General features: G+C 38.1%; 25 protein-coding genes and 1 riboswitch. Of the genes, 16 read left to right on the top strand and 9 right to left on the bottom strand.

From position 1 onward, the window contains the following. Window positions 1-275: 275 nt before the first annotated feature. The 3 genes from tagU to ACTJJ9_RS06290 all read left to right on the top strand — a co-directional run bounded on the left by tagU (window position 276) and on the right by ACTJJ9_RS06290 (window position 2192). A complete protein-coding gene (gene tagU, locus ACTJJ9_RS06280) occupies window positions 276-1223 on the top strand; it encodes a polyisoprenyl-teichoic acid--peptidoglycan teichoic acid transferase TagU (RefSeq protein WP_145581592.1) in 948 nt (315 codons plus the stop codon). 175 nt (window positions 1224-1398) lie between these two features. Further along, window positions 1399-1656: a hypothetical protein gene (locus ACTJJ9_RS06285; protein ID WP_095299721.1), complete on the top strand. Its 258-nt coding sequence runs from the start codon at window positions 1399-1401 to the stop codon at window positions 1654-1656. Between the two features lie 119 nt (window positions 1657-1775). Next, entirely contained in the window at window positions 1776-2192 is a 417-nt protein-coding gene (locus ACTJJ9_RS06290) for a hypothetical protein (protein WP_145581593.1), read from the top strand. A gap of 99 nt (window positions 2193-2291) precedes the next feature. On the opposite strand, the gene ACTJJ9_RS06295 is transcribed toward ACTJJ9_RS06290, so the two are convergent. The 6 genes from ACTJJ9_RS06295 to ACTJJ9_RS06320 all read right to left on the bottom strand — a co-directional run bounded on the left by ACTJJ9_RS06295 (window position 2292) and on the right by ACTJJ9_RS06320 (window position 7401). After that, a complete protein-coding gene (locus tag ACTJJ9_RS06295; protein ID WP_186324179.1) occupies window positions 2292-2810 on the bottom strand; it encodes a PilZ domain-containing protein in 519 nt (172 codons plus the stop codon). A 187-nt stretch (window positions 2811-2997) separates the two neighbouring features. Then, entirely contained in the window at window positions 2998-3816 is an 819-nt protein-coding gene (locus ACTJJ9_RS06300) for a histidinol-phosphatase (RefSeq protein WP_145581595.1), read from the bottom strand. A gap of 111 nt (window positions 3817-3927) precedes the next feature. Beyond that, window positions 3928-4461, bottom strand: coding sequence for a PepSY domain-containing protein (locus ACTJJ9_RS06305; RefSeq protein ID WP_145581596.1), 534 nt, complete (start codon window positions 4459-4461; stop codon window positions 3928-3930). Between the two features lie 107 nt (window positions 4462-4568). Then, window positions 4569-5291 (bottom strand): PepSY domain-containing protein, encoded by a 723-nt coding sequence (locus ACTJJ9_RS06310; RefSeq protein WP_145581597.1) that lies wholly within the window; start codon window positions 5289-5291, stop codon window positions 4569-4571. Between the two features lie 32 nt (window positions 5292-5323). Continuing rightward, the gene (locus ACTJJ9_RS06315) at window positions 5324-6691 is read right to left on the bottom strand and encodes a sensor histidine kinase (RefSeq protein WP_145581598.1); all 1368 of its coding nucleotides are present in this window, start codon (window positions 6689-6691) and stop codon (window positions 5324-5326) included. After that, a complete protein-coding gene (locus tag ACTJJ9_RS06320; RefSeq protein WP_145581599.1) occupies window positions 6688-7401 on the bottom strand; it encodes a response regulator transcription factor in 714 nt (237 codons plus the stop codon). Before ACTJJ9_RS06320 ends, ACTJJ9_RS06315 begins: the two co-directional genes overlap by 4 nt. A gap of 348 nt (window positions 7402-7749) precedes the next feature. Between ACTJJ9_RS06320 and ACTJJ9_RS06325 the strand changes: the two genes are divergently transcribed. After that, window positions 7750-7938, top strand: coding sequence for a hypothetical protein (locus ACTJJ9_RS06325; protein ID WP_095299713.1), 189 nt, complete (start codon window positions 7750-7752; stop codon window positions 7936-7938). A gap of 188 nt (window positions 7939-8126) precedes the next feature. Here ACTJJ9_RS06325 and ACTJJ9_RS06330 read toward each other — a convergent pair whose 3' ends face one another. Together ACTJJ9_RS06330 and ACTJJ9_RS06335 are read right to left on the bottom strand one after the other, a co-directional pair. Continuing rightward, entirely contained in the window at window positions 8127-9263 is a 1137-nt protein-coding gene (locus ACTJJ9_RS06330) for a toxic anion resistance protein (RefSeq protein ID WP_145581600.1), read from the bottom strand. A gap of 12 nt (window positions 9264-9275) precedes the next feature. After that, window positions 9276-9905, bottom strand: coding sequence for a 5-bromo-4-chloroindolyl phosphate hydrolysis family protein (locus ACTJJ9_RS06335; RefSeq protein ID WP_145581601.1), 630 nt, complete (start codon window positions 9903-9905; stop codon window positions 9276-9278). Window positions 9906-10076: 171 nt separating this feature from the next. On the opposite strand from ACTJJ9_RS06335, the gene ACTJJ9_RS06340 reads away from it, so the two are divergent. The 12 genes from ACTJJ9_RS06340 to ACTJJ9_RS06395 all read left to right on the top strand — a co-directional run bounded on the left by ACTJJ9_RS06340 (window position 10077) and on the right by ACTJJ9_RS06395 (window position 23831). Continuing rightward, window positions 10077-11825 (top strand): SEC-C domain-containing protein, encoded by a 1749-nt coding sequence (locus ACTJJ9_RS06340; protein WP_186324180.1) that lies wholly within the window; start codon window positions 10077-10079, stop codon window positions 11823-11825. A 281-nt stretch (window positions 11826-12106) separates the two neighbouring features. Then, complete coding sequence (locus ACTJJ9_RS06345) at window positions 12107-12775, top strand: response regulator transcription factor (RefSeq protein WP_145581603.1); 669 nt, start codon at window positions 12107-12109, stop codon at window positions 12773-12775. Further along, window positions 12772-14124 (top strand): sensor histidine kinase, encoded by a 1353-nt coding sequence (locus tag ACTJJ9_RS06350; protein WP_145581604.1) that lies wholly within the window; start codon window positions 12772-12774, stop codon window positions 14122-14124. The genes ACTJJ9_RS06345 and ACTJJ9_RS06350 overlap by 4 nt, the downstream gene beginning before the upstream one ends. Window positions 14125-14466: 342 nt before the next feature. After that, on the top strand, window positions 14467-15402 hold the full coding sequence (locus tag ACTJJ9_RS06355) for an ABC transporter ATP-binding protein (protein ID WP_145581605.1): 936 nt from the start codon (window positions 14467-14469) through the stop codon (window positions 15400-15402). Continuing rightward, entirely contained in the window at window positions 15380-16087 is a 708-nt protein-coding gene (locus ACTJJ9_RS06360; protein ID WP_145581606.1) for an ABC transporter permease, read from the top strand. The genes ACTJJ9_RS06355 and ACTJJ9_RS06360 overlap by 23 nt, the downstream gene beginning before the upstream one ends. Next, window positions 16087-16821 (top strand): ABC transporter permease, encoded by a 735-nt coding sequence (locus ACTJJ9_RS06365; protein WP_145581607.1) that lies wholly within the window; start codon window positions 16087-16089, stop codon window positions 16819-16821. Before ACTJJ9_RS06360 ends, ACTJJ9_RS06365 begins: the two co-directional genes overlap by 1 nt. A 375-nt stretch (window positions 16822-17196) precedes the next feature. Continuing rightward, on the top strand, window positions 17197-17706 hold the full coding sequence (locus ACTJJ9_RS06370; RefSeq protein ID WP_095299704.1) for a DUF4178 domain-containing protein: 510 nt from the start codon (window positions 17197-17199) through the stop codon (window positions 17704-17706). Between the two features lie 12 nt (window positions 17707-17718). After that, window positions 17719-18387 carry a PspA/IM30 family protein gene (locus ACTJJ9_RS06375; RefSeq protein ID WP_095299703.1) on the top strand — a complete coding sequence of 223 codons (669 nt, stop codon included), beginning with the start codon at window positions 17719-17721 and terminating at the stop codon, window positions 18385-18387. 141 nt (window positions 18388-18528) lie between these two features. Next, window positions 18529-19140: a DUF4247 domain-containing protein gene (locus tag ACTJJ9_RS06380; RefSeq protein WP_186324181.1), complete on the top strand. Its 612-nt coding sequence runs from the start codon at window positions 18529-18531 to the stop codon at window positions 19138-19140. Between the two features lie 114 nt (window positions 19141-19254). Beyond that, entirely contained in the window at window positions 19255-19650 is a 396-nt protein-coding gene (locus ACTJJ9_RS06385; protein ID WP_095299701.1) for a DUF350 domain-containing protein, read from the top strand. 18 nt (window positions 19651-19668) lie between these two features. Then, window positions 19669-21222, top strand: a complete 1554-nt coding sequence (locus ACTJJ9_RS06390; protein WP_145581609.1) for a polyamine aminopropyltransferase — start codon at window positions 19669-19671, stop codon at window positions 21220-21222. Window positions 21223-21383: 161 nt separating this feature from the next. Beyond that, window positions 21384-21464, top strand: a riboswitch (cyclic di-GMP riboswitch). Window positions 21465-21551: 87 nt separating this feature from the next. Then, window positions 21552-23831 carry an EAL domain-containing protein gene (locus ACTJJ9_RS06395; protein WP_255451850.1) on the top strand — a complete coding sequence of 760 codons (2280 nt, stop codon included), beginning with the start codon at window positions 21552-21554 and terminating at the stop codon, window positions 23829-23831. A gap of 119 nt (window positions 23832-23950) precedes the next feature. On the opposite strand, the gene murI is transcribed toward ACTJJ9_RS06395, so the two are convergent. Continuing rightward, the gene (gene murI, locus ACTJJ9_RS06400; RefSeq protein WP_145581610.1) at window positions 23951-24733 is read right to left on the bottom strand and encodes a glutamate racemase; all 783 of its coding nucleotides are present in this window, start codon (window positions 24731-24733) and stop codon (window positions 23951-23953) included. Window positions 24734-24779 lie beyond the last annotated feature (46 nt).

Genomic DNA, 24779 nt, shown 5'->3' on the forward strand with positions numbered 1-24779 from the left:
TCATTTTTTTGTAACTTTTCCGATGTGCTAGACGTCTTAATAATGTAAGACTTTAAATAACTAGGTTGTTTTCCCCTAAAGGCTGAATTAGCGGCGAAATTTGTTAGATTTTACTTAGCGTCTTCTTGTAACCTTCAAGTAGTGTGTAACTGTCAACTAAATATGCATAATTGGAAACATTTTTTTACAAAAAAAGATTGTGATAATAGTAGGAGAGAACTATAATCTTTTATAGGCTAAAACATTAAATTTATTAAAAAAGGATGAAATGATATATGCGTGAAAAGAAACGTAAGAAGAAAAAATGGCTATGGATCGTACTTAGTATCATTGGGGTACTTGTGTTAGGTACAGGTGGCTATGCATTCTATTTATACAAAACAGCTGCCGATACAGTTGCTAGCATCCATGAGGATATTGGTAGAGATAAATCAGATAAACGTACAGAAGAAGTGAAGTTTACCGAAAAGGATCCAATTTCGATTCTGCTAATGGGTGTCGATGAGCGTGAAGGTGACCGTGGACGTTCTGATACACTTATCTTAATGACGGTAAATCCGAATACTCAATCAACACAAATGGTCAGTATCCCTCGTGATACAAGAACAGAAATCATCGGAAAAGGGAAGCAAGATAAAATTAACCATTCCTACGCATTCGGCGGTACAGAAATGACTGTTGCGACTGTCGAAAACTTTTTAGACGTACCTGTTGATTATTTTGTAAAAATCAATATGGAAAGCTTTAAAGATACGGTTGATGCTGTTGGTGGAGTAGAGGTTGAGAACAATTTAGACTTCACATACGAAGGATATCATTTTACTAAAGGGACTATTCAATTGGATGGGAAAAAGGCTTTAGCGTATTCAAGAATGCGTAAGGAAGACCCACGCGGTGACTTCGGTCGTCAAGATCGTCAACGCCAAATTATCGAGGCTGTTATTAAAAAAGGTGCTAACATCTCATCTGTCACAAAATTCGGTGACATGTTCGGCGTTGTTCGTGAAAATGTAAAAACAAATCTAACATTTGATGAAATGTGGGATATCCAAGCGAACTATAAAGAAGCTAGCAAAAAATTAGAACAATTCGAAGTAAAAGGTGACGGACAAAAAATTGACGGTATCTACTATTATATAGTTCCTGAAGATGAACGATTAGCAATATCAAACCAACTGAAGGAACATTTAGAAATTCCAGCAAACACTGCGAACGCAAATTAATTGAAATGCCAGCCTGTAGGGGCTGGCATTTTTTTGTTGTGGGGGACTGTTGTGGGGGACTGTCCCCACTTTGTGATTTTAACGCATTAACTGATTGGGGGACTGTCCCCATATGAATAATTTTAATTTCTAACCATATCCTATAAGGTAAGCGGATATTTGGGAGGGATATATAATGGAATTATCTTTTGGTTTTATTGTATCCATAGTGATTGCAATTTATTTAGCAATTGATGCTCCTAAGTTCAATCGTAGCCCTTGGTTATGGGGAATTTTAGGATTCTTATTCGGACCAATTGTTTTAGGTATTTATTTAATTGTTACTGGACGAAAGGTCGTAGGCTGGATTATTTTAATTATCGCCATCCTTCTAATATTATTATTTATTTTGCTTTTTGCTGCAGGAATGTTTTTGATTTTTAGTGGAATGTAATTTGGGGACTGTCCCCACTTTATTGTTTTAACGCATTGCTATGATGGGGGACTGTCCCCCATTTTTTATTTGCGTGGTATAATAGGTAAAAATGATATGTGGGGCGAGTGAGAGGTTATATGGGAGAGTGGATTCGTTTTTTTGTTGAGATTATGAATAATATTCATGATCTATTAATTGTTGTGTTGAATGATGTGTTAGGGCTGCAAATGTCCGATAAGGACATGCATTTTTGGATTATGGGGTTTATTGGGATGACAACGTTTGCGTGTGTATATGTAGTGTCAAAGTGGTTGTCTAAATTACCATATGGTATCCAGATCATTGCCTTTTTATATACATTAACCTTTATGTTTGTACTCGTATTCGCGATCGAAATCCAACAAGGGATAACGAACAGAGGAAATATGGAGTTTGCTGATGCGATCATCGGTCTATGGGGATTCTTTGCCATATTCTTCATTTATGTCGTAATTGCGATTTTCTTTATTTTCATTCGCTTCCTTTTTCGCAAGGTGAAAAATAAATATAGCTAGAGCTGATTATGTTGGGGACTGTCCCCAACCAGCTATTAAATTTTGATTTTCCCTAGCTAGTTTTTTAGAAATACTGTCTTTGTAGGGACTGTCCCCACGTCAGCGGGCTTTTTTCAAGGTTTCGATTTCTAGTTGTAGTAGGGTGTTTGTTAGGTTTATCATTTGTGAGCGAGAGGAGTGGTTGAATTCGACTCCGTATCCGTAAAGTTCGTTTTCTAATAATTCTTCTCTTCTTACAATTTTCCCTTGGATTGCATAGTTTTTCTCTTTTATTTGAAATTTCACCTCTATTGTGATGTTACCTTTTACTGGTAGGTCTTGCTTTGTCGTAAATTTTAATCCTCCTGCGCTTATATTATCAATATATCCTTCGAATTCCGTATTGTTCATCTGATTATCTAAGCTTCCAAAATGAATGATTTCAATTGAACAAATAACATCCTCTATTCCCAGTCGATAGTGCTTTCGTCTATTTCCATTTAACCGTTGTTCCCAGCTTTCCTCACTATCGATTAGAGATATTTGGTCCCCCTTTTTATTTAACAAGTATTCCCCTCTTAAATATAATACGAGCAACACAATGATAAAGATCCCTTGTATGATTAAGATATACTCCATTCTCAACTCTCCATCCACCATTTTAAACCGCTTTCATTCTCCGTGAGAAAAATAGCTTTACCAAGTCCGGAAAAGCTATTTTTAAATTAAGTCTAGATGTCGTGTTGAAGCTGCTTATATGTATAAGTAATCAATTTTTATCTTTACTGCTAGTTTATCGTGAAATAGGTCAAAAGTCCATCAAACATTATAGGCTAGTCATCACCCTTTTTTTCTCAACAAAATATGCCCATTCTTTAAAACCAATTTCCTTCAATCTTTTTCTGACAAGGTCGAAATCATCACAAATTCGTTCTGGTTTATGGGAATCTGAGCCAAAGGTTACCTTAACATTGTAATAAAGCGCCCGTTCTAAAATATCATCAGCAGGATACCAGCCACCGCAATCCTTTGTTTTTCCTGAAGTATTAATTTCAATCGCGACATCTGAATCAGAAATGATTTTTAATGTTTGTTCAATAATATCAGTTTTGATATCGGAAAACGCTGGATAAAAGCCTTTCATCGCATCAATATGTCCAAGGATTTGAAACAAACCACTTTTTGCCGACTGTTGGATAAGAGTGTAATATTCCTCTTTCACTTTTATCTGTTGTTCTGTAGACAAGCCGTCCCAGCGCTCTTTCTTAAAAATATTGATATCTTGTACATAATGAACAGACCCAATAATATAATCAAAAGGATGTAAGAGGTATTGATCACGGTAAATGTTTACATAGTTTGGGAAAAAATCACTTTCCACACCTAAAAGAACATGAATTTTATCTTTGTATGCTTCTTTCAGACGGAGGACTTCTTCAATATACGGAACAAATTCACTTTTTGCCATCGCAATTGTTGGATAGAGCTGATCCTCATCACTATAAAAATAAGGTGAATGATCGGAAATACCAATATAATGTAGTCCATACTCAATCGCTTGCTTTACATAATCCTCAATTGTCCCTATCGCATGACCACAACGATGATGGTGGGTATGCAAATCAAATTTAACAGTACTCGTCATCTTTATTCCCTCCTACTAAAATTATCCAATCTCAATACCTATCATAGCGTAGATTTTTGCTTTTATCTAGATGAAAAGGGCCAGTCTTGGGGACTGACCCTTCGATTTTGCTTACTCATCATCATGCTCTAGCTCAATGATTTCCTTTGTTTCAGCGTTTACTGTTATTTCTGCTTCACCGTTTGCTGTTCTAAATTCCATGTTATATTCATAACGACCGTCATCATGATCCAATTCAATTTCAATTAGCTCTCCGTCAATTTTTGTTTTAGCGATTTCAATTGCTTCTTTTTCTGTAATCACCGTTTTATTTGTAGCTGTTGCATTCGTGTCATCAAAGTCATCATCATCGTCGTTGTCGTCACGCTCATCTACTCTTGAAATAGCTGCTGTTGTACCATCAACATGAATGTCATATTCCTTATTATCTTTATCTACCTCTACTTCATAAGTTGACTTACCATTTTCCATTTCAAGCTCGACATCCTCGACAACCCCATCAACCTTTTTTTGAGCTGCTTCCTTCGCTTTATCAATCCCTATGACATCAGCTGGTTGTTTTTCCTCCGCAAAGCTATGATTGATTGCTACTCCGCCACCAAGAACAACAACGGCTGCTAATGTAATCGCAATAATTTTCTTCATTTCTTTTCCTCCTAAGATTGTTTTTCTCTTACATGTACTACTTTAAACACCTTAGATGAGAGGAAAGAGAGAGAAAGATTAAAATTTGATGAGAAAACGATAATATTTTATTCAGAGTCATCATCGTCATCATCTATAGAGCTATCAAAAATATTTCTTAAAGCACCAGTATATGCATCAATTTCATAGGTTTTTTCATCATCTTCTCCTTCGATTTCAACAAGGTAATAAGGAGTTGGCTCACCAGAAGGAAAAAATTCTACGTCTTCAACTTCCCCCTCCTTCTTAAACTCTTTCTTGGCAATCTCTATTGCTTCCTCTTCTTCCAACAAAGGTTTTGCATTTGGCGTTTCTTTCGTTGTCTCGCCTGTGTAAGCATCAAGCTCTAACGTAATCTCTTCGTTATTTTGATCAATGACTGCTACATAATGAGGTTTTTCTCCTTCAATTAGCTTCAGTGATTTAACTGTCCCTTGAGAGGAAATTCGTTCTTTTATCTCGGCTTCAGTTAATTGCTTTGGTTGCTCCTCTGTTCGTTGTTCTTGTTTGTTCACTTGCTTCTGTAGCTGAGAAACTGAGATTATATCACCACTATTTGCGTCAATTTCTAGTTGGTATAGCCCTGTCTCAGCCTGAAGCTCAATTTGATATTTATCATTTTGCTTAGTTGTTTTTATGATTTCACCAGCATATCTTTCTAAAGCTACGTTCTTTGCTTCTTCCTCTGTTAATGCTTTTGCTGAAAAAGCCGGTGAGAGCCATTGGAAGCCAATATAGACAAGAAGGATAGCTGCTAGGACTATGCCGATTAGCCATATCGTTTTTTTCATTTTTCCACCTCTCTAAACGTTTATTGCTTGAATTATAGCTTAGGAAAATGAGAATTTGCTGAGAAAAACAATGTTACAGTTGTCCCAACTCCTTCAAGACTGTCGAGCTCGATCCGAACATTGATTGCATCGGCAATTTCCTTTGCCATCGAAAGTCCTAAGCCTGTCCCTCCTTGCTTTCGGCTCCTCGCTTTGTCGACACGGAAAAATCGGTCAAACACTTTCGGCAGGTCACTCTTTGGTATCCCAATTCCCCTATCCTCTATTTTGATGTAAGGACTTTCCTGAAGTTTACCTATGTGTACAGTTATTTCGTCTTCACTATATTTCCTTGCATTGTCAAAAAAGATAAAGAGTAGCTGCTTTAGCTTTTGCTCATCCGTTATTGCAAAAATATCTTCCGTACTTTGAATGTTGATTTTTCGCTGGTACGCATTTTGAAAGACCTTTGCCGATTCTGTTACAGTTTCAGTTAATTTCATTTGCTTCATTTCAAGCTTCCATTGGTCGTCATGTCTTGCAAGAAGCAGGAGTTGTTCGGTCATTTCTCGCATTCGGATTGCTTCAGAATGGATTGCCTCAACCGACTCGTCAAATAATTCCGGGCGATCCTTCCCACGTCTTTTTAATAGATCAGCATAGCTTTCAATGATCGTTAACGGTGTTTTTAATTCATGTGATGCATTTGCAACAAATTGCTCCTGCTTCTCAAAATTTGTTTTTAATAGATCGATCATATGATTAAATGTGCTCCCCATTTCAAAGAGCTCATCCTTAGATTTTTTATTAAGTGTGAGGCGTTTAAATTGACCGCTTCGTTGAATTTCCTTCATCGTGGCAATCATCGATTGAATGGGCCGGGTAATAAGATTACTTAAAATTCGACTTGATAATATAACAGGTATCATCGCAATCAGCGTTACGATAATTAACACAATGCGAAGAGTTGATAAAATTTCTTCGATATCTGCGATGCTGCTTGTTAATTGTAGGTTTACAACGCTTCCGTCAGACCAAATAATTGGTATCGATGCGAAGGCATACTTTTTTTGCTGAAAGGTGATGATTTTACTTGTTTCCCCTTGGTAGTATTCCGTTTTTCGTTCACTTAATTGTTTTTCTGTTATCGATGTACCGGATATAAGAGATGCTTCATTTTCAGCTATGACTTGAACCTTTCCGTTTATCGGCACATAGGCACGAAGCAGCTCGTTTGGGTTGATTTGTTTTATCCCTTGGCTGATATCCTTAGCTACTTTTTCAGTTTCTTCCTTTATTTGGTTTCGTTCATTCGCTATCATGAGGTTGCTAAAAACAAGATAGATTGAGATGTTCATGATGAGTAATAAACATACAAAAAGGACTGCTGTGTATAGGTTGATTTTATTTCGTAATCTCATTTTGCGTCCTTTAGCACGTACCCAACGCCACGAACGGTATGGATAAGTGGTGCTTCAAATGGATAGTCAAGCTTTTTTCGAATATAGCGAATGTACACATCAACAACATTGGTATCACCGTAGTAGTCATAGCCCCAAACAGCCTCTAGTATTTGATCACGATTTAGCACTTGACGCTTGTTTTTGAGCAGGTAGAGAAGCAGGTCGTATTCCTTTGGTGTTAGGTCGATTTCTTGATTTTGTCTGATAACCTCACGGGTTTTTTCGTTTAGTTTTAAATCAGAGATAGTAAGCCACTCATCAGCTTCTCCTGTCTCTGCTTCCGTTTGTGTTGGCAGATTGGAGCGCATTCGTAAAACCGCACGGATTCTTGCGAGCAGCTCCTCGATTTGAAATGGCTTTGTGATGTAGTCGTTTGCCCCTAAGTCAAGACCAGATACTTTATCCTCAACTGAGCCCTTTGCCGTTAAAAGGATAACTGGTGTTACTAAGTCATTCGCGCGAATTCGCCGAAGCAATTCAATACCACTCAATCCAGGTAGCATCACATCGAGTAAAATTAAATCCCACTTTCCATTACGATAAGCATCAAGCGCCTCCACTCCATCCATCGCCTTCCCTATCTCATACCCTTCATAACCAAGCTCAAGCTCAAGCAAACGCAAGATTTTCTCCTCATCTTCAACAATCAGAATAGTTTGTTTGTTCATTTGAAAGACCTCCTTTTGTAGGGACGTTTGGCGGGGACAGTCCCCACCACCCTTGTTTTGGGGACTGTCCCTCTCCGTTCATTTCCATACTTTCATCATACCAAAATGATCCAATCAATATCTATTTTTGAAGGTTTATGATTTTTTTGGGGACTGTCCCCAATTTCTATTGTTTCGCCCACCTTACAAGCTAGAAACCTATTAATATTGGGATTTATCGCTTATTGGGGACAGTCCCCAATAAGGGGCGGGGGACTGTCCCTCGGGTTTGAGGTGTTAGTTTTTCACGTTTAGATTTGTTTCTTTTTGACGAGAATAGGTGCTAGAAGGATTTAGGAGGTGTATGGTGTGACGAAGAAACAGATTGCTATTTTTTTGCTTATTCTTTTTTATTTATTGTCGGTTGGTAGTGCATATGCTTTTAATGGAGACACTACTGTTGAGGAACCGAGGGAGCATTCGCCACAGAGGAAGATTGAAAGAGAGCTTAAACAATTGCCAGATGAATCATTTCTTGAACAAGATGAGCGAAGTTAAGGCTGATTCTTTCTCTAGACTTTCCCATTAGGTCTAATTAGGTCATATTTTTATAAAATTGAAAGCATCCATTCAATATTAAAAAACAATCGTTATAAATAGTTGTGTCATAAGCAAGGATTGGGGACTGTCCCCCATCCAAAAAAACGAAGCCCCTTCTCATATTAACCGAGATGGGGCTTCGTTTTTTATAGTCTTGCTAACTTATTTTTTAAATCTGTTTCCATTGAAGCAAGGTCCTGTTCAGCCTGAAGGCGTTTTGCACGTCCTTCTGCTTGAATTCGCAAGGTTTCCTCAAGTGTTGAGACAAGGTGGTCTTGGACTTTTTTGAGCGTATCGATGTCGACGAGACCTCGTTCGTTTTCCTTCGCTGTTTCAATTGTGTTCACTTTAAGCAATTCAGCATTTTTCAGCAATAAATCATTTGTTGTTTTTGAAACAAGCTTTTGCGCTTCGACAGCATTTTTTTGTCTAAGAAGTGTAAGGGCGATGGCGACTTGGTTTTTCCAAAGCGGGATCGCTGTTGTAATCGACGATTGAATTTTTTCGACGAGCGCTTGGTTCGTGCTTTGGATTAAGCGAATTTGCGGTGCACTTTGAATCGTAATTTGTCTGCTCAATACTAAATCATGCGTCCGTTTTTCAAGACGGTCAGCAAATTGCATAAGGTCGTTTACCTCTTGGAACGCCATTTGGTCTTGGGTTAGTTCGGCCTTCTTTTTCATCTCAGGAATAAGCTTTTTCTCTAATTCCTCGAGCTTTAATTCACCAGCTGCAATATAGACATTCAAGGCGTGAAAATATTCCTTGTTCTTTTCATAGAGTTGCTCTAAAACATTAATATCGCGGAGCAGCTCATTTTTTGAATGATCCAATTTCACACTAATTCGGTCAATTTGTGCTCCCGTTTTTTGATAGCGTGATAGCACCTCTTGAACAGAGTTTGAAATTTTTCCAAACATCCGTGTAATCAGGTTTTTCTTTTCAGGCTTTAAATCATCCGGGCTTACTTGCTCAAGCCGTTTCATTAAATCACTAATAATTTCGCCGATTTCTCCGCTATCCTTCTTTTGCACATGGTCGAGCATCGTGTGCGAGAAGTTTAATAGCTTTGATTGAGCTTGAGACCCATAAAGTGAGATCGCCTGTTGATTTTTCGGATCAATTTGCGCCGCAAGCTCAATCGCCTTTTGACGATTTTCTTCAGGTAGTACATCAATTAATCGCTTCGGCTTTTCAGCTACTGGTTCGTCCTTATCAATAACTAGTTCATTTTCCCCAAAAGGATTCGCTAATAAATCATCTAGTTCGTTGTGTTGATTCATCCTCATAACTCCTTACGTTCGATTATTCGTTTTATCAATAGTAAGCTTGGCAACATCAATTTCAAACTGCAGGTTATCTAGATCCTTTGCAAGGACATCATATAAATCCTTTTCTAATGTTTCGCCTAAACTTGAAATAGTCCTGCGCGTCTCACTTAATGAAATGCTTAATTCGGCATTTTTCTTCGGCTGTGAGGCTAAAAAGGCGTATTTTTCACTAATTTCCACTAATGAATCTAAATGGGAATAAAAAAATGGTTCGACGAGATAAAACCGCTTTGGCTCATTTTTGACAATCGTATAAATTTTGTTCACGACTCGATATATCTCAAGATTTTGTTTAATTGATGAGATCGAGCGAACATGTAAGAGCGATTTTCGCAGCCTGCTGATTTTTTTGCTCGCCTCTTGTAGATTTTTCTTAATGTATTTGTATTCTTTGCGAGAAAGTTGATTCTGTTTTAAAAATTTTTGATTTGTTATCCCTTTTACAGAATAGTAAGCGACTGCTCCTCCACCTACGGCATATACGCTGGCGAGCAGATAAGGCTGGCTAAGTGCGAAATAGCTGACAAGCCAAACCGTCCCTGTTGAAACGGTCGCTACCGATGAGCGTATAAAAAAATTTGCAATTTGCCTCATTTATATCGACTCCTATTTGAAGTGAAATCTTATCTTTATCATACAACTTATAGTACGGATATTGAAGGTAGAAAGTTTCATTTCAATCATGAAAACTTGAATAGTTTTCTTTAATCATCTAAAATCACATATGTCTGTAAATTTAACTGTAAAGATAGATAGGTGATATTTTTGGCTATAAAACGAAATGATCCATGTCCATGTGGAAGTGGAAAAAAATATAAAAAATGCTGTTTGCAAAAAGAAAGCATCATTCAGCTACATGAAGTAAAGGAAGAGAAATTTTTTCAAGCGAAACAAGCGCTCGTTTTACAGGTGCGTGATTTTATAACGAAGCAGGTCCCTCCTACTTCATATTATCAATTGCAATCAGAATTTAAAAAACGGACAAATTATAAAATTGAGGAAAGACTCGTTAAAGGCCTTTTTCAATATTGGCTTTATTTTTTCCATCGCTTTGAAAACGGACTTCGCGGTATTGAATGGTTTATTCTCGAGACCGGTGGACGACTTTCAGAGGATGAAAGAAAAATGGCGGATACTTGGAATACGTTAACGCCGAAAATTGTTCAGTGTGTCGAAAAACAGGACGAGACTCTTACCTTTGAAGATGTCTTCACATCTGAAACGTTTAAGGTAGCAAACTCGAAAGAAAATGTTCCTTATTTTGCTCCATGGTTCGGAACAATCACAATGCTCGAGCCGTTTGAAGACTTGCATTATTTCAACGGTGTTCGTAGCCTTGAAGGTCCCGATGGGGTGGCTCGTGCTATGGCGAAGGTACAAGCTCTTGTTGAAGAGAAAAAGCAGGATCATCAACAAATTTTACTAGATTATTATCCAGAAATTTTAACGGCATTGATGTTTGACGAGCAAAGAGAAAATCAGCCTGACCAGGAAATCATAGAATATATTCTTCACTATCAAGTTGAAGATGAACTCAAGCTAACTAGCTTCCTTCAAGAGCAACAATCTTTTGAGATTGATGTTTGGGAAGACGAGAAAAAGCAAGGTAGCCTCGCTGGTAGCTGGTATCAATACACAGATAGCGAATTTTCTCAGCCTGTCTTTTTAGCTGAAGTATATGGAAAGCTATTTATTGAAAAAAATAGATTAAAATATAATAGTCTTGCTTTGGAACATGTGAATGAGTTTAAAGCGATGATTCAAGATTTACTTGACCGTGGTGTTTTGACCTTCTTAGAGGAAGAAACTAGTCGTTTTACAATACCGTTCCAAGCAGAGATTCGCGATGTCATGGTGACATTAGACAATGATACACCAAAGTATGTTGCCTTATACGCACAAAATGATATTCGCTTTGTATTCGATCGCCCTCTTCGTCAATTTGATGGTCTCTCGATTATGGAATTAGTTGAGGCTGGAAGATTTGATGATGCCGATAATCTATTAAAACAAATCGAGTATAATATGTATTTACAAGTGAAAAAGCAATTTGACAAAGTTGAGATAACCGCTGATTACAATTCAATGCGGAGGAAGCTCGGTCTTCCATTATCACCATTTGTTACAGGTGGCGAAGCGCGAACATCAACATTAGAGGTTGTCAAAGCAAATCAGCCAGTCGTGAACGAAAAGGATATCGAATACTTGGAACAGCTTGGTTTCACACCTGATACGGTGAACAACTTCTATTCAGATGATATCGTTCAATTTTATAAGGAAAAAACCGATGGGAAATCTGAAGGGACAATACGTAAATATCGTAGCAGTCTCTTTGATTTAAGAATCATTTTAGAATCATACCCTACCCTCACAAGCTGGGCAGAATGTAACAATGAAGAGTTTTGGACAAAGGTCATCGAAAAGGACTTTCCAGCGCTCTATGAAACCCTATCTAAAACCGCAATAAAGGACTTCACAAGCACCATTAAAGCATTTGCGAAGTGGCTTAAGTAAGGGGGACAGTCCCCACGCTTGCATATTTCACCTAATTATTGGTAAAGGGGCATAATTTGGGGTCAGTCCCCAAATCATGCCCTTTTACTGCTTTAATAAGAAGCATCTACCCTTCAATCATTGCAAAATGATAAGGATAGGTGCTTTTTTTATTTTTTGGGGACAGTCCCCAAATTCCACTTGTACAATTAAATTTTGTTGATTATCTTTGTTTTGGGGACTGTCCCCCATATCAATTCTCCTGTAAGATATTTACTATGAAGGAGGGTGTTTCGTTTAGTATGAGACTTTTATATATAGAGGATGAGGTTGAGATCGGTCAGTGGGTTAAGGATGAGTTGACGGCTAAAGGGTATGAGGTTGTTTGGTTGACGTCTGGGCTCAACTTGCCGGAGAGCTTCGCTGATGTTGATTTGGTGATTTTAGATGTGATGCTGCCTGGTTTAGATGGGTTTTCCATCGGAAAGCGTATTAAGAGGGTAAAGCCTGAGATGCCAATTATTATGCTATCAGCACGCAGTTCAATTGAGGACAAGCTCGAGGGCCTTGAATTTGCTGAGGATTATGTAACGAAGCCCTTTCACCCCGATGAGCTAGCAAAACGTGTGGAGATTTTATTGCGGAGGTTTGACCGGACAACAACGTCTAAAAGGAAAATAAAGCATTTAGAAATCGACCTTTCTAGCAATCTCATTATCAACTCATTAACAGGTGAAGAAATTCTCCTTACAGGCAAGCAATTTCAAATTTTCTCCTATTTTCTCCGTCACCTAAATCAAATTCTCACAAAGGAACAGCTCTATGAAGGGGTTTGGGAGGAGCCTTATATTGAGGGAGATAAAACGCTCATGGTCCATATTCGTTTTTTACGAGAAAAGCTAGAAATCAACCCATCACAACCTGAAATCATTGAAACGATCCGTGGAATCGGCTACAGGGTGAGAGCATGAAGCTAGTAAAATCATTACAATTTAAATACTTACTGATCATTTTCTTCGCGGTATTGCTAATCCCATTTTCAATGCCAATCATTTCAACAATTGTCACACTTCCGCTAATGGCCATAGATGATCAGAAAAAATCAGATGCATATGATGGCTTTGAAAAGTTAGAAAAGGAATGGCACAGTGAAGCGAAAAAGTTACAAGGGGCTAGTGATGAGCAAATAAAGCAGCAACTAGCAACCCTTCACAATAAGTACGATGATTCCCATATCTTTTGGGTCGACAAAAACGGGAAAACCCGAGACAAATTCTCGTATGAAAAAAACCTACCTGAGCAGTGGACAGCATCCTTTACTGTTCAATATATGAAGGATCACTATAACTCCGATCCATTTACCGTTGTCGCCTTCCTTGGTAATAACCTATCAGACGGCTTCATGGTCATTGAAGTGAAGCGCTCCTTAGTCGAGCCTCTTCTTCAAAAACATATGAGTCGCTTTGGATACGTTTATATTTACGTTCTAGTTCTCTTCCTACTAGTATTTATTTTAATATCATGGCTATTCTTTAGAAAAATTCATAAACGATTGCTTCGTTTATCAAATGCGATGCAAAATAAAAGTGAGTTTGGAATTCCCCAAACGATCGCCATTTCAAAAATGGATGAAATCGGCCAGCTTGAGGACAGCTTTAATCAGATGATAACAGAGCTAGAACAAAGCCGCCTCCGTGAGCAAAAGGAGGAAACATTACGAAAAGATTTAATCGCTAATTTATCACATGACCTGCGAACACCATTAACAGCGATTCGTGCTCAGCTTTCTCTTCTAAAAGAAGAAGTCATGACAGCAAAAGGCAGCAATGCGCTTGCATCGATAGATGAAAAAATTGATTATGTCAGCAAACTAATCGACAATTTGTTTTCGTACACCCTTCTATCAGCGAAAAAATATCCATTTCATCCAGAAAAAACGGAGATGACTCGCTTCTTAAGAAAAATCGCCGCGAGCTGGTACCCAGTTTTTGAGGAAAAGGACTTTGAAATTGACATCGACATTCAAACTGAAGCAATTAGTTGGGAAATTGCTCCACAATGGATGGAGCGAATTATCGAAAACCTGCTACAAAACGTAATCCGACATGCCTCAGATGGCAAATATATCGGTTTTTTCTTAAAAGACGGTCAATTGCTTATTAAAGATCATGGCACAGGCTTTCAGGAAAAAAGTGAACATCAAGGTGCAGGAATCGGTCTTACGATTGTTAATGTCATGATAAACGAAATGGGCCTTCAATGGACGATTGATTCATCAAACGATGGAACGACCATTTCTATCTATTCTCCCCTTTCATAATGATATGGAGGGGTTTTTATTTTCGAGATTTATGTGGGATTGGTGAGAAGTAAGCAGGTGTTCAACCACACAGAAAGCGAGCATTGCACGAGGAAACCACCGAAAAGCTTCACAAATACACCCTAGAAACTTCCTTCCTCATATACACAAATTACGATTTTGAGTGTTATTCAAACGTTTGTTTAAGTGTATAAATTCATTAATTCTCCCTCCTTTCCTGAAGTAGGCTTTCATTTTATTTAACTTTTCCAAAACACCAACCCCCTTTTTTAAACAAAATTTAAACAAAACCGATCCTTCGATTTAACCAACGTCACCTATGCTATACATGAGGTGATAAAAATGAACGAAACATTAATAAAAACAACGAATTTAACAAAATCATTTAAAGGAAATCGTGTTGTAGATAGGTTGAATTTATCGATTGAAAAAGGAGAAATTTATGGATTTCTTGGTCCGAATGGGGCTGGAAAGACGACGACGATTCGGATGCTACTTGGGTTAATGAAGCCATCGAGTGGTGGCATTGAGCTATTTGGTGAAAATGTGAAAGGCAATCATTTAAAAGCATTAAAAAAAATTGGTTCATTAGTTGAGTCTCCCTCTTATTACGGGCATTTAACAGCTCGAGAAAACTTAGAGGCTGTGCGGAAAATTCTTCAAGTACCAAAAAGCCGAATTGATGAGGTGTTAAAAATTGTTCGGTTAACGAAGGATGCGGACAGAGCTGTGAAAGGCTATTCTCTTGGGATGAAGCAGCGACTTGGCATTGCATCAGCGATTTTAGCAAATCCAGAGCTACTCATTTTAGATGAACCGACAAACGGACTGGACCCTTCCGGAATCCATGAAATACGCGATTTGATTAAAAGAATGCCCAAGGATTATGGCATTACTATCTTAATTTCTAGTCATTTGTTAAGTGAAATTGACCAGATGGCGACGAAGGTTGGCATTATTTCAAAGGGAAATATGATTTTCCAGGATTCAATTGAAGTCCTTCGTAATAAAGCGAGAGCAAAAATCGCCATTAAGGTAAAGGATACGATGAAGGCAAAAACACAGTTACTGACAATGGGACATATTGTAGAAAACGAGAATGATTATTTGCTATGTGAGGATATTTCCGATGAACAAATTGCAAGCATTATTACACACCTAGTTCAGCATGGTCATGAAATTTATCGTATTGAGGAAAAACGAAAATCGTTGGAAAGCATCTTCCTCGACTTAACGAATGAAGGAGGAACGAAGCATGTTGGCGGCACTGCAAGCTGATTTATTAAAGGTCAAACGGAAATGGTTTTGGTTTCTCGTTTTTCTAGGTCCGTTCGGTGTAATCTCACTACAAATGGTGAATTACGGGGTTCGCTATGACTATTTAGTTGGTGGAAGCAAGGATGTTTGGCGGGATTTACTCGGTAATCTTAATAGCTTTACATCACTGGCACTATTGCTTGGAATTACGATTTTAGCATCACAAATTGCTTCAATCGAGCATCAACAGAGCTCCTGGAAGCATCTTCTAAGCTTACCGATAAAACGTCGGGTCGTATATTCATCTAAGTTTTTTATTATTTTGTTTATGCTCCTTCTATCATGTGTCCTTTTATTCGTTGGAACGATTTTTTTAGGACTTGGATTAGGGTTTGGCTCTTCCCCAATGCCGCTCGATGATATTTTAATCAGCAGCTTTTATCCATTAATTGCTGGACTGCCAATTTTAGCGATTCAAACTTGGCTTTCGATTACATTTGACAATCAGGCGATTCCGTTAACGATTGGAATTTTCGGGACAATTGCTCCTTTCTTTTCAAGCAATATTCCTGATTGGTTCATTTGGAAGTGGCCAACATTAATGGGGGATCAGGAACCTATTTGGTATGTAGCAGCTGGACTAGCTGTTGGCATCGTCATTCTTTTCCTTGGGATGATTGATTTTCAAAAAAGGGATGTGAAATAATGTTTTGGAATTTAGTGCAATCTGAATTTTTAAAAATGCGGAAAACTTATATATGGCTTTTATTATTTGTCAGTCCAGCGTTCGCATTTGTTGCTGGATTTCTGACCGAGCAGGTTGAAGGGGCACCAAATGAATGGGTGATCCCACTGGTTATTATGACACCCATCCATACCATCTTGTTCCTCCCTCTCATTATTGGTGTGTTTACAAGCTTCTTATGCCGATATGAGCACAAGAATGGCGGATGGAAGCAATTATTAAGTCTTCCTGTGAAAAGAACGAATGTGTATCTATCGAAATTCTTTCTTACGATTATGCTTATTGCGATTAACCAAGGTCTTGTTTTAGTAGAATGGCTTGCGATAGGGTTTATTAAAGGATTTGAAGACCCGATTCCTTATGATGTCATGGTAAGGAGCTTTGTTGGCGGATGGATTGCCACCCTTCCCCTTGCTGCGATTATGTTACTCATATCGATGGCATGGTCTAGCTTCGCCGCACCTTTAGCATTTAACGTGGTGTTTACAGTACCGAATATTTTAGTAGCAAACTCAGAAACATATGCACCCTTCTATCCATGGGTCCAACCATTCCTCACAATGATTCCAAAAGGTGGCGAAGGACCATGGGGCGGATTTTTCATGTCATTCGAATCACTCGTCTATGCAATAATCGGCGGATTTATCCTCTTCTTCGCCAGCGGTCTTATCTACATCAACAAAAAGGCAGTGTGAGTAGCAATTTGGGGACTGTCCCCAAAACAGTGCAGTCCCCAAAGTTTTAACACAAGTAACACCGTTTGGGGGACTGTCCCCAAATCAACGAAATCCCCCTATTAATGTGCCACAAACCTTATTCTATCAAGATTGGGGACAGTCCCCCACTTTAATGACATTAGCTCAATTCCCTTGTAAAACATCCTTTTCGGGGACTGTCCCCCCTCCCATCCTCTCTCCCACCAAAAGGGACTAATTACCTACCCAACGGGGACTGTCCCCAAAAATCTATTAAAATTATCTGGAAAATGCGAAACTTTCTCCTATTTAATTCGTATTAGGTGTTGTGAGATGATTATAGTATGTTTAAGGATATGAAGTTGAGGTGGGTGCATGAGTTTTTTTAGCAGGTTGTTTGGAAAGAAGGACGATGCTCCTAGGTCCGTCGAGGAACGGAATGTATTTAACCTTCAGCCAAATGATATTGTGACATATGATTTAGAGGATTATAAGGTTGTTGGAAAGATTAGTTATGATGACCATGGCTTCAAATGGTATGCATACCAGCTTGAAGGTGTCGCAAAAACGATTTGGTTAAGCGTTGAGATGGACGATGAGCTTTACCTTGGTATTTATGAAAAGGTAAAATTAAAGCTGGATGAACCGATCCCGAAAAAAATTCGTCATGAGGGAATTACTTATTACCTTGATGAATCAGGGAAAGCACGCGTAACTGGCATAGGAAGAAATCAGAATATTAATGGTATGATTTGTGAGTACTATGATTATTGTGATGAAGAAGAAGAAAAGTACCTCTCTGTTGAAAAATGGGGAAGCGAAATTGAAGTAAGTGCTGGTTATGATATTGAAGAATATGAATTAAAATTTATTGCAAGCAAATAGGAGGAATAAACAATGTTCAAATTTTTTAAACGTGTAAAAACAGTTGTTGACTCAGAGCTTAATGCATTATTAGACAAAGCAGAAGATCCAGTAAAAATGCTAGACCAATTTATGCGCGATATGGAATCAGATATTCGCGAGGCAGAAGCAGCTGTTGCTAAGCAAATTGCCAATGAAAAAATGCTGCAAAAGAAATATGAAGAAGCACAAAAAATGGTTGAAAAGCGTGAAGAACAAGCGCTTAAAGCAGTTGAAGCTGGAAACGATGATTTAGCTCGCCGCGCGCTAGAGGATAAAAAGCTTCACACACAAACAGCGGAAACATTAAAGGAATCATACGAACGTGCGAAGCTTGATTCTGAAGCTGTGCGTAAAAAGCTTGATGAAATGAAGGCTGAATATTATCAAATGAAGCTAAAAAAGGATTCCTTAAAAGCTCGTGCGGAATCTGCGAAGGCAAAAACAAAAATGAACCGTACCCTTTCTGGTATTGGTTCTGACGAATCAAAACGAGGCTTCGAACGAATGGAAGAAAAGGTTCTCCAATTTGAAGCAGAAGCAGAAACAAGTGAAGACTTACGCTCTTCAAACAAAAGCCTTGATGATGAATTCGAATCATTAGAAAAAAATGATGTTGATGACGAGCTTGCTGCGTTAAAACGTAAATTAGGAAAAGAGTAACAACCTATTACGTACACACTACAAGTGAATCAAACAAATACGTATGAAGGGACTGTTTCAACGTGAGGGCTCATCCTTACTAAAAACAGCCCCTTTATCATGAAAACAAATTCATATTCCAAAATGAAAGAGGGTGAGTCAATGAAAAAACCACTTCTTTTTGTTATGCTATCTTTTTCACTCCTTTTAGCCGCTTGTGGAAATATTGAAGGATCAACGAGCGGAACGATTTTCAAAGATGAAATAGCCGAATATATCGATACGAATTATATCCTTCAAGACGTTGTCACAGGTCAGTCAGGATCAAATGACATCTCAGAAATCTACCTCGCAGAAAACAAATCAATCGATGAAGTGTCAAAAGAACTACAGGATCATGAAAAACCACGTGAAATAAGCGAAAAGGTCAATAATAAGCAAGTCCTTATTTACCAGGATGTTTTTATTAGTCTAACTCTTTCTGAAGAAAATCAGGATGACACAATGGTCGAAATATCCTCCTATGACTTTGTCCGGAACAATTATCATCCTAATTATTTCAATGGATTATTTGCATTATGGATTTTAGATGATATTCTTAGGGACGATAATTGGGCAAACAAAAGGGAAAGAAAATGCTCTGCAACAAATGATGACTGCTATGAAGGATATGGAGCATCAGGCGGTACATATAAAAGTTCAACAAGCGGTTCCACTTCTGTAAGAGGAAGTACGTCAACCGTTCGTGGTGGCGGACCTGGTGCTGGAAAATAAATTTTCACTAGGAGCAAAAAGAGTCAAGAGGGAACCTCAGGAACTCAACCGAAAGCAACAAAATTTGTCATTATAGCTTTCACAAAAAAATGAATATGAGAAAGGATGAATCAGATGGAACCATTTATTTTAACGGCTGTCTACTTCGTAATCGCCATTATTATTGTACTTATTGGATTAGTTATTTTCGAATTCCTTACAAAGAAATATAAAGACTGGGATGAGGTACTAAACGGAAACCACGCTGTCTCTCTTTCGATTGGCGGGAAAATCGTCGGTATCTGTATTATTCTATCCTTCTCGATTTACCATAGTGCGAATGTGTTAGATACACTGATTTGGGGCGCATACGGAATTTTATTGCAAATGGTTGCTTATCTTCTATTTGAGCTTTTCACAAGAAAATTCTCTGTTGAAGAACAATTGCAAAAGGGAAACATTTCAGTCGGCATTATCAGCATGTGTGTATCGATCGGCCTTGGATTTGTCATCGGTGCATCGATTACGTAACATAAGGAGACGACTTTTATAGTGAGTGAGAAAAAGAATAAACAAAGCAAAGCGATTTATTGGGCTTCAGGGATCGTTTCCGTTTGCGGGATTATCTTCGAGGTTCTATTCGGCGCAGCTGGTTCTTATTTACTTGGTGATGGTGTAAAGCAATACACCCTCACCATTTCTCTTTTTCTAACAGGAATGGGAATCGGTGCGTCAATAAGTGAAAGAGTAACAAAAAATTTAATTTTATCATTTGTTTGGATTGAATATCTCATTGGAATTCTAGCCGGATTTTCAACCTTCCTCCTCTTCGGGGTATCCGCGTTTTTAAGCGAAGGAATGGATTCATTATTCCTTTATACGATTACATTAGTTGTTGGAGGATTAACAGGTGTTGAATTACCGATTTTAATTCGTAAAGCAAATGAAATTGGTGTCACCGTTCAAAAAAGTACTGCACGAGTGCTTTTTTCAGACTACGCAGGTGGATTAATTGGTGGTATCCTCTTCGTCTACTTGTTTCGACCAGAGTTTGGCCTAGTGAAAACAGCGTTTATCGTAGCATTAATTAATGTCATCGTGGCACTCTGGATCCTTCTCTATTTTAAAAAGGAAATAAAAACGTTCAAACGCCATTTTACAGCTGGGATTGCAATCTTCCTTCTGCTCATCGTCGGGATATTTTTCGGTGAGGAAACAGCGTTTACGTTTGAACAAAAGCTTTACCGAGACCCGATAATTTATACAGAGCAAACCGCCTACCAGCAAATCATTTTAACGAAGGAACAAGGTGATTTGCGGCTTTTCCTTGATGGTCAGCTGCAATTTAGCTCAACTGATGAGCATCGCTATCATGAGACACTTGTTCATCCTACAATGGCAACAGCGGAGAAAAGAGAAAACATTCTTATTCTTGGCGGCGGTGACGGCTTAGCCTTACGCGAGCTGCAAAAATATGATGAGGTTAAATCGATGACACTCGTAGACCTTGATCCAAAGGTCGTTGAGCTCGGTAAAACGAATCGTGATATCGTCACATTAAATAAACATTCGTATGAGGATGAACGTGTCAATGTTGTTAACGAGGACGCGTTTCAATATTTAAAAAGGGACAAGCAATTTTACGACGTCATTCTCGTTGATTTGCCTGACCCGAATAATGAATCATTGAACAAGCTGTATACACTTGAGTTTTATCAGCTGCTGCGAAATCATTTAACACCAGGCGGCTCAATGATGATCCAGGCAACGAGCCCAACGTTTGCAACAGAGGTTTATTGGTCGATTAACCAAACCGTTCAGGCTGCTGACCTACAAACAGCCAACCTTCACGTAGATGTCCCAAGCTTTGGAGATTGGGGATTTGTTCTTGCGAAACGAGAGCCCGTCAACCTAAAAGATGCAAAAATAACCGTCGAAACGGAATTTTTAACGAATGATGTCCTCGATGGTCTTACAACGTTCGGCAAGGATATTGACAAAGATATCGTCGATGAAAAGGGGCGAAAAGTACCAATCGAAACAAACACACTAACCCGTCCAACGATTATCGAAAAATACGAAAAAGCATGGAAAAGCTACTAAAGCAAAGCGAGCAACCTCTTGGGGACAGTCCCCAATGAAGGATGCTCGTTTTTATTATATTTGTTTGTCGACAAATTACGACAATTTCACATATAATCTAGGAAAAAAGAATGATGTGATGAGGCATTTTATGATAGAATGTAAGAAAAAATAGAATTATTCTACTAAAAAGGCAAACTCATCGAAAGGTGAAGACGCAAAGCTACAGACCTAAAGGAAACTATGGTGGCTGAGTTACCAAAGGAATAGCGAAAAAGGTTATTACCAATGGGAAATAGCCTTTTTTATTTACACAATTTACTTTTAGTGACTAACTGTGAGGTACTACGATGTTAAAATCAAAGCGTTCAGCCTACTTATTCTTTTTCATTCTTATTGCAGTATACTACGCTAGTCTCATTTTATTTCACGACAATCTCTGGATGAGAGCCTTTATCGCATCCTTTCTTCCCATTGTCGCAGGCCTTGTAAGCTTTTCTTGGACGTTTAAAGCTTATCAAACGATGGCAGATAAAAATCGCTATTTTTGGCTCCTATTTAGTATTGGGATTTTATTTTTTACGCTATTTCATTTCACCTTATTATGTTTTCTTTTAACTAACCGGACACACAATATAGAAATCGCTATCATTTTATTATCCGCTTATTTTCTATTTCTTACCGGGTTAGCATATAAAATTAGACAAATCAAAACAAATCCAAATCGTCCTTTTTTCTTTAATCTCATCATCTTTATGACAGTTGTCATGACGGTTAGTATTCATTACATCGTAAATCCTATTTTGCCTTATAGAAATTTCTCGCTTTTCTCAACGATTATTTCGTTATGCTTTCCAGTCATCATTTGGAGCATATCATTTACAATCACTTACTTATTCTATCTGTTTCCCGCTATCCAAGATAAAAGGTCTTCCCTTTTTATTATGGGCGGCTCTATTATTCTAGTTATCGCGGATGTCATCTATATTTTCCAAAATCTAAAAAATGATTTTTTGCCAGGGAATATGACTGATCCATTGTTAACGATTGCCATCTTAATCATTGGACTTGGAGGCTTGTACACGAAGGAAAAGGCAAATGAGCGAGAATGGTTTACAGATACGTTAACAAAAAATAATGGCTATATCTTCCCTTACTTAAGCGTCATGATTTTACTCGTCCTTTATTTAGAAAGCACAAACTGGTATTTTAATTCCCTTACGATCGGTCTTTGCCTAACCTTGTTTTTAATTATTGGCAGGCAAATTCTTTTAGTAAGAAAAAATTATTTATTAATTGCTGAATATCATCATTTAGCATACCACGATCCTCTTACAGGCTTATACAATCGCGCAAAATTAACAGAGGATTTTACCCAGCTTCAAGAAAAAGTGGATTCAAGCCCGAACCCAATTGCATTGCTTTTATTCGATTTAGATCGATTTAAAAATATCAATGATTCGTTTGGACATTATATTGGCGATAGCCTATTAGAAGAAGTGGCGAAAAGACTAAAATCAATCGCAAAGGAAAGTGCACGCATTTACCGAATGGGTGGCGATGAATTCATCTTTCTAGTAGTCAATACGACAAAAGACGATAGTATCACAACAGCTAAACAGATTCTAGCTGAATTTTCTAGGCCATTTAAAATTGCTGACTATGACATAACGATAACACCGAGTATTGGCATCAGCATGTATCCAGAAAACGCAGCAAACCCTGTCTCTTTACTTAAAAATGCTGATGCCGCCATGTATTTAGCTAAGGAAAAAGGAAAAAATAACTACCAATTTTATTGCTCTCAGCTAAATGAAACGATGAATCGAAAAATGCTGCTTGAAACTGAGCTGCGTAACGCCATTGGAAAAAATCAGCTGCAGCTCTATTATCAGCCTAAAATTGATTTGAAAACGAGAAAATTAGTTGGTATGGAGGCATTATTACGTTGGCAACACCCTACATTAGGGGTCATTGCACCAAGTGAGTTTATTCCGATTGCTGAGGAATCTAGACAAATTATTAGCATTGGCGAATGGGTGCTTATGACAGCCTGCAAGCAAAATAAACTGTGGCAGAATAGCGGGCTCCCCTATCTTTCTGTTTCCGTCAACGTCTCTGTCCGCCAATTTCAAGACAGTGATTTTTTATTAACGGTTAAAAGGGTCATTACTGAATCTGGACTTGATCCACAGTACTTAGAACTGGAAATAACAGAAAGCATCATGCAAAACATGAATGAATCGCTACTGATTTTATCCGGGCTAAGAAAGCTTGGAGTAAAGCTATCGATTGATGACTTTGGAACAGGCTATTCGTCCTTGCATGTTTTAAAGGAGCTTCCAATTGATACGCTAAAAATTGATAAATCATTTATTGACAATATTTCAGATCCAAAAAATCAGTCGATGGTAAAAACAATTATTGATTTAGGATTAAATTTCAACTTAAATATCGTTGCTGAAGGAATTGAGCATGAGCATCAAGCACAGGTTCTTTCAAGCTTCAACTGCAGCTATGGACAAGGCTATCTCTTTTCAAAACCAATTCCGACTGAACAATTCAATCATCTACTCATACAAATAAAAATAGGCGGAAGCACACTAGGTTGTAAGAGTACGAATTTTTAAAAAGGGAAAGATAAATAAGGACATATCCTATGTTATTAGACTAATAGGGTATGTCCTTTTCTTATCCTGAATTTCCCCACTACCTTTAGCATGAAGCAGAAATGACTTAATTTAAGTGACTATAGTTCCAGCTCATCTAACCTTCCCATTAGCTTTTTATAGCTCACCAAGGTTTCTTTATCAACAACTTTAGAACCAGATTGAAAATAGACAATATCCCCTGTTCCATCGTTCATTTGATTCCTTGCTTCGAGAATTCGCTTTAGATTTTTTGCGGTACCTACACTTCCTGAAATAATGTCCACCTTTTCAGGAAAGATTTCCCTTACGCTATTTTCAAAATATGGGAAATGTGTACAGCCAAGAACAATCGTTCCATACTGCTCTAAATTCAACGCACCTACCTTTTCTCTTAAATATGGTACGACGACCTCTTCTCTAAATTCAAAGCTCTCGGCAAATTCGACTAGACCAGGGAGTGGCAAGCTTTCAACAATATCATGATGGTCTATACTTTTTACGAGATTATGGAATTTTTCCTCTTTGAGTGTCAAGCTAGTCGCCAATACTAATACTTTTTTTCGCTTTCCTTTACAGCTTTGAACAGCAGGCTTTACCGCCGGTTCAATCCCTAAAATAGGGAAATCATACTTTTTTCGAAGATCATCAACCGCGATACTTGTAGCAGTATTACAAGCAATCACCAATGCCTTCACACCTTGATTTGCCATAAAGTCGGCCGCACGAAAAATATAATCCCTTACCTCTTCCTTTGGCTTTTCTCCATATGGAACATGTAAGGTGTCTGCATAAAAGATATAGTCTTCATTCGGTAGGTACTTCAATGCTTGATGAAGTACAGTTATTCCACCGATACCAGAATCAAAAAAACCAATTCTCATTACTTTCACTCTTCCCTTTATTAATGCTGTTCTATTCTTTCATCAT

Origin of the sequence: Metabacillus sp. 22489 (assembly GCF_052044855.1) — a bacterium.
Taxonomy (GTDB): domain Bacteria; phylum Bacillota; class Bacilli; order Bacillales; family Bacillaceae; genus Metabacillus; species Metabacillus niabensis.

Bases quoted from the DNA above. Each gene is read 5' to 3' on its own strand.
- ACTJJ9_RS06285 (WP_095299721.1), top strand. From the start codon at position 1,399: ATGGAATTATCTTTTGGTTTTATTGTATCCATAGTGATTGCAATTTAT.
- ACTJJ9_RS06395 (WP_255451850.1), top strand. From the start codon at position 21,552: ATGTTAAAATCAAAGCGTTCAGCCTACTTATTCTTTTTCATTCTTATT.
- ACTJJ9_RS06355 (WP_145581605.1), top strand. From the start codon at position 14,467: ATGAACGAAACATTAATAAAAACAACGAATTTAACAAAATCATTTAAA.
- ACTJJ9_RS06365 (WP_145581607.1), top strand. From the start codon at position 16,087: ATGTTTTGGAATTTAGTGCAATCTGAATTTTTAAAAATGCGGAAAACT.
- ACTJJ9_RS06345 (WP_145581603.1), top strand. From the start codon at position 12,107: ATGAGACTTTTATATATAGAGGATGAGGTTGAGATCGGTCAGTGGGTT.
- ACTJJ9_RS06290 (WP_145581593.1), top strand. From the start codon at position 1,776: ATGGGAGAGTGGATTCGTTTTTTTGTTGAGATTATGAATAATATTCAT.
- ACTJJ9_RS06335 (WP_145581601.1), bottom strand. From the start codon at position 9,905: ATGAGGCAAATTGCAAATTTTTTTATACGCTCATCGGTAGCGACCGTT.
- ACTJJ9_RS06315 (WP_145581598.1), bottom strand. From the start codon at position 6,691: ATGAGATTACGAAATAAAATCAACCTATACACAGCAGTCCTTTTTGTA.
- ACTJJ9_RS06360 (WP_145581606.1), top strand. From the start codon at position 15,380: ATGTTGGCGGCACTGCAAGCTGATTTATTAAAGGTCAAACGGAAATGG.
- ACTJJ9_RS06330 (WP_145581600.1), bottom strand. From the start codon at position 9,263: ATGAATCAACACAACGAACTAGATGATTTATTAGCGAATCCTTTTGGG.
- ACTJJ9_RS06320 (WP_145581599.1), bottom strand. From the start codon at position 7,401: ATGAACAAACAAACTATTCTGATTGTTGAAGATGAGGAGAAAATCTTG.
- ACTJJ9_RS06350 (WP_145581604.1), top strand. From the start codon at position 12,772: ATGAAGCTAGTAAAATCATTACAATTTAAATACTTACTGATCATTTTC.
- ACTJJ9_RS06370 (WP_095299704.1), top strand. From the start codon at position 17,197: ATGAGTTTTTTTAGCAGGTTGTTTGGAAAGAAGGACGATGCTCCTAGG.
- murI (WP_145581610.1), bottom strand. From the start codon at position 24,733: ATGAGAATTGGTTTTTTTGATTCTGGTATCGGTGGAATAACTGTACTT.
- ACTJJ9_RS06305 (WP_145581596.1), bottom strand. From the start codon at position 4,461: ATGAAGAAAATTATTGCGATTACATTAGCAGCCGTTGTTGTTCTTGGT.
- ACTJJ9_RS06295 (WP_186324179.1), bottom strand. From the start codon at position 2,810: ATGGAGTATATCTTAATCATACAAGGGATCTTTATCATTGTGTTGCTC.
- ACTJJ9_RS06300 (WP_145581595.1), bottom strand. From the start codon at position 3,816: ATGACGAGTACTGTTAAATTTGATTTGCATACCCACCATCATCGTTGT.
- ACTJJ9_RS06375 (WP_095299703.1), top strand. From the start codon at position 17,719: ATGTTCAAATTTTTTAAACGTGTAAAAACAGTTGTTGACTCAGAGCTT.
- ACTJJ9_RS06380 (WP_186324181.1), top strand. From the start codon at position 18,529: ATGAAAAAACCACTTCTTTTTGTTATGCTATCTTTTTCACTCCTTTTA.
- tagU (WP_145581592.1), top strand. From the start codon at position 276: ATGCGTGAAAAGAAACGTAAGAAGAAAAAATGGCTATGGATCGTACTT.
- ACTJJ9_RS06385 (WP_095299701.1), top strand. From the start codon at position 19,255: ATGGAACCATTTATTTTAACGGCTGTCTACTTCGTAATCGCCATTATT.
- ACTJJ9_RS06310 (WP_145581597.1), bottom strand. From the start codon at position 5,291: ATGAAAAAAACGATATGGCTAATCGGCATAGTCCTAGCAGCTATCCTT.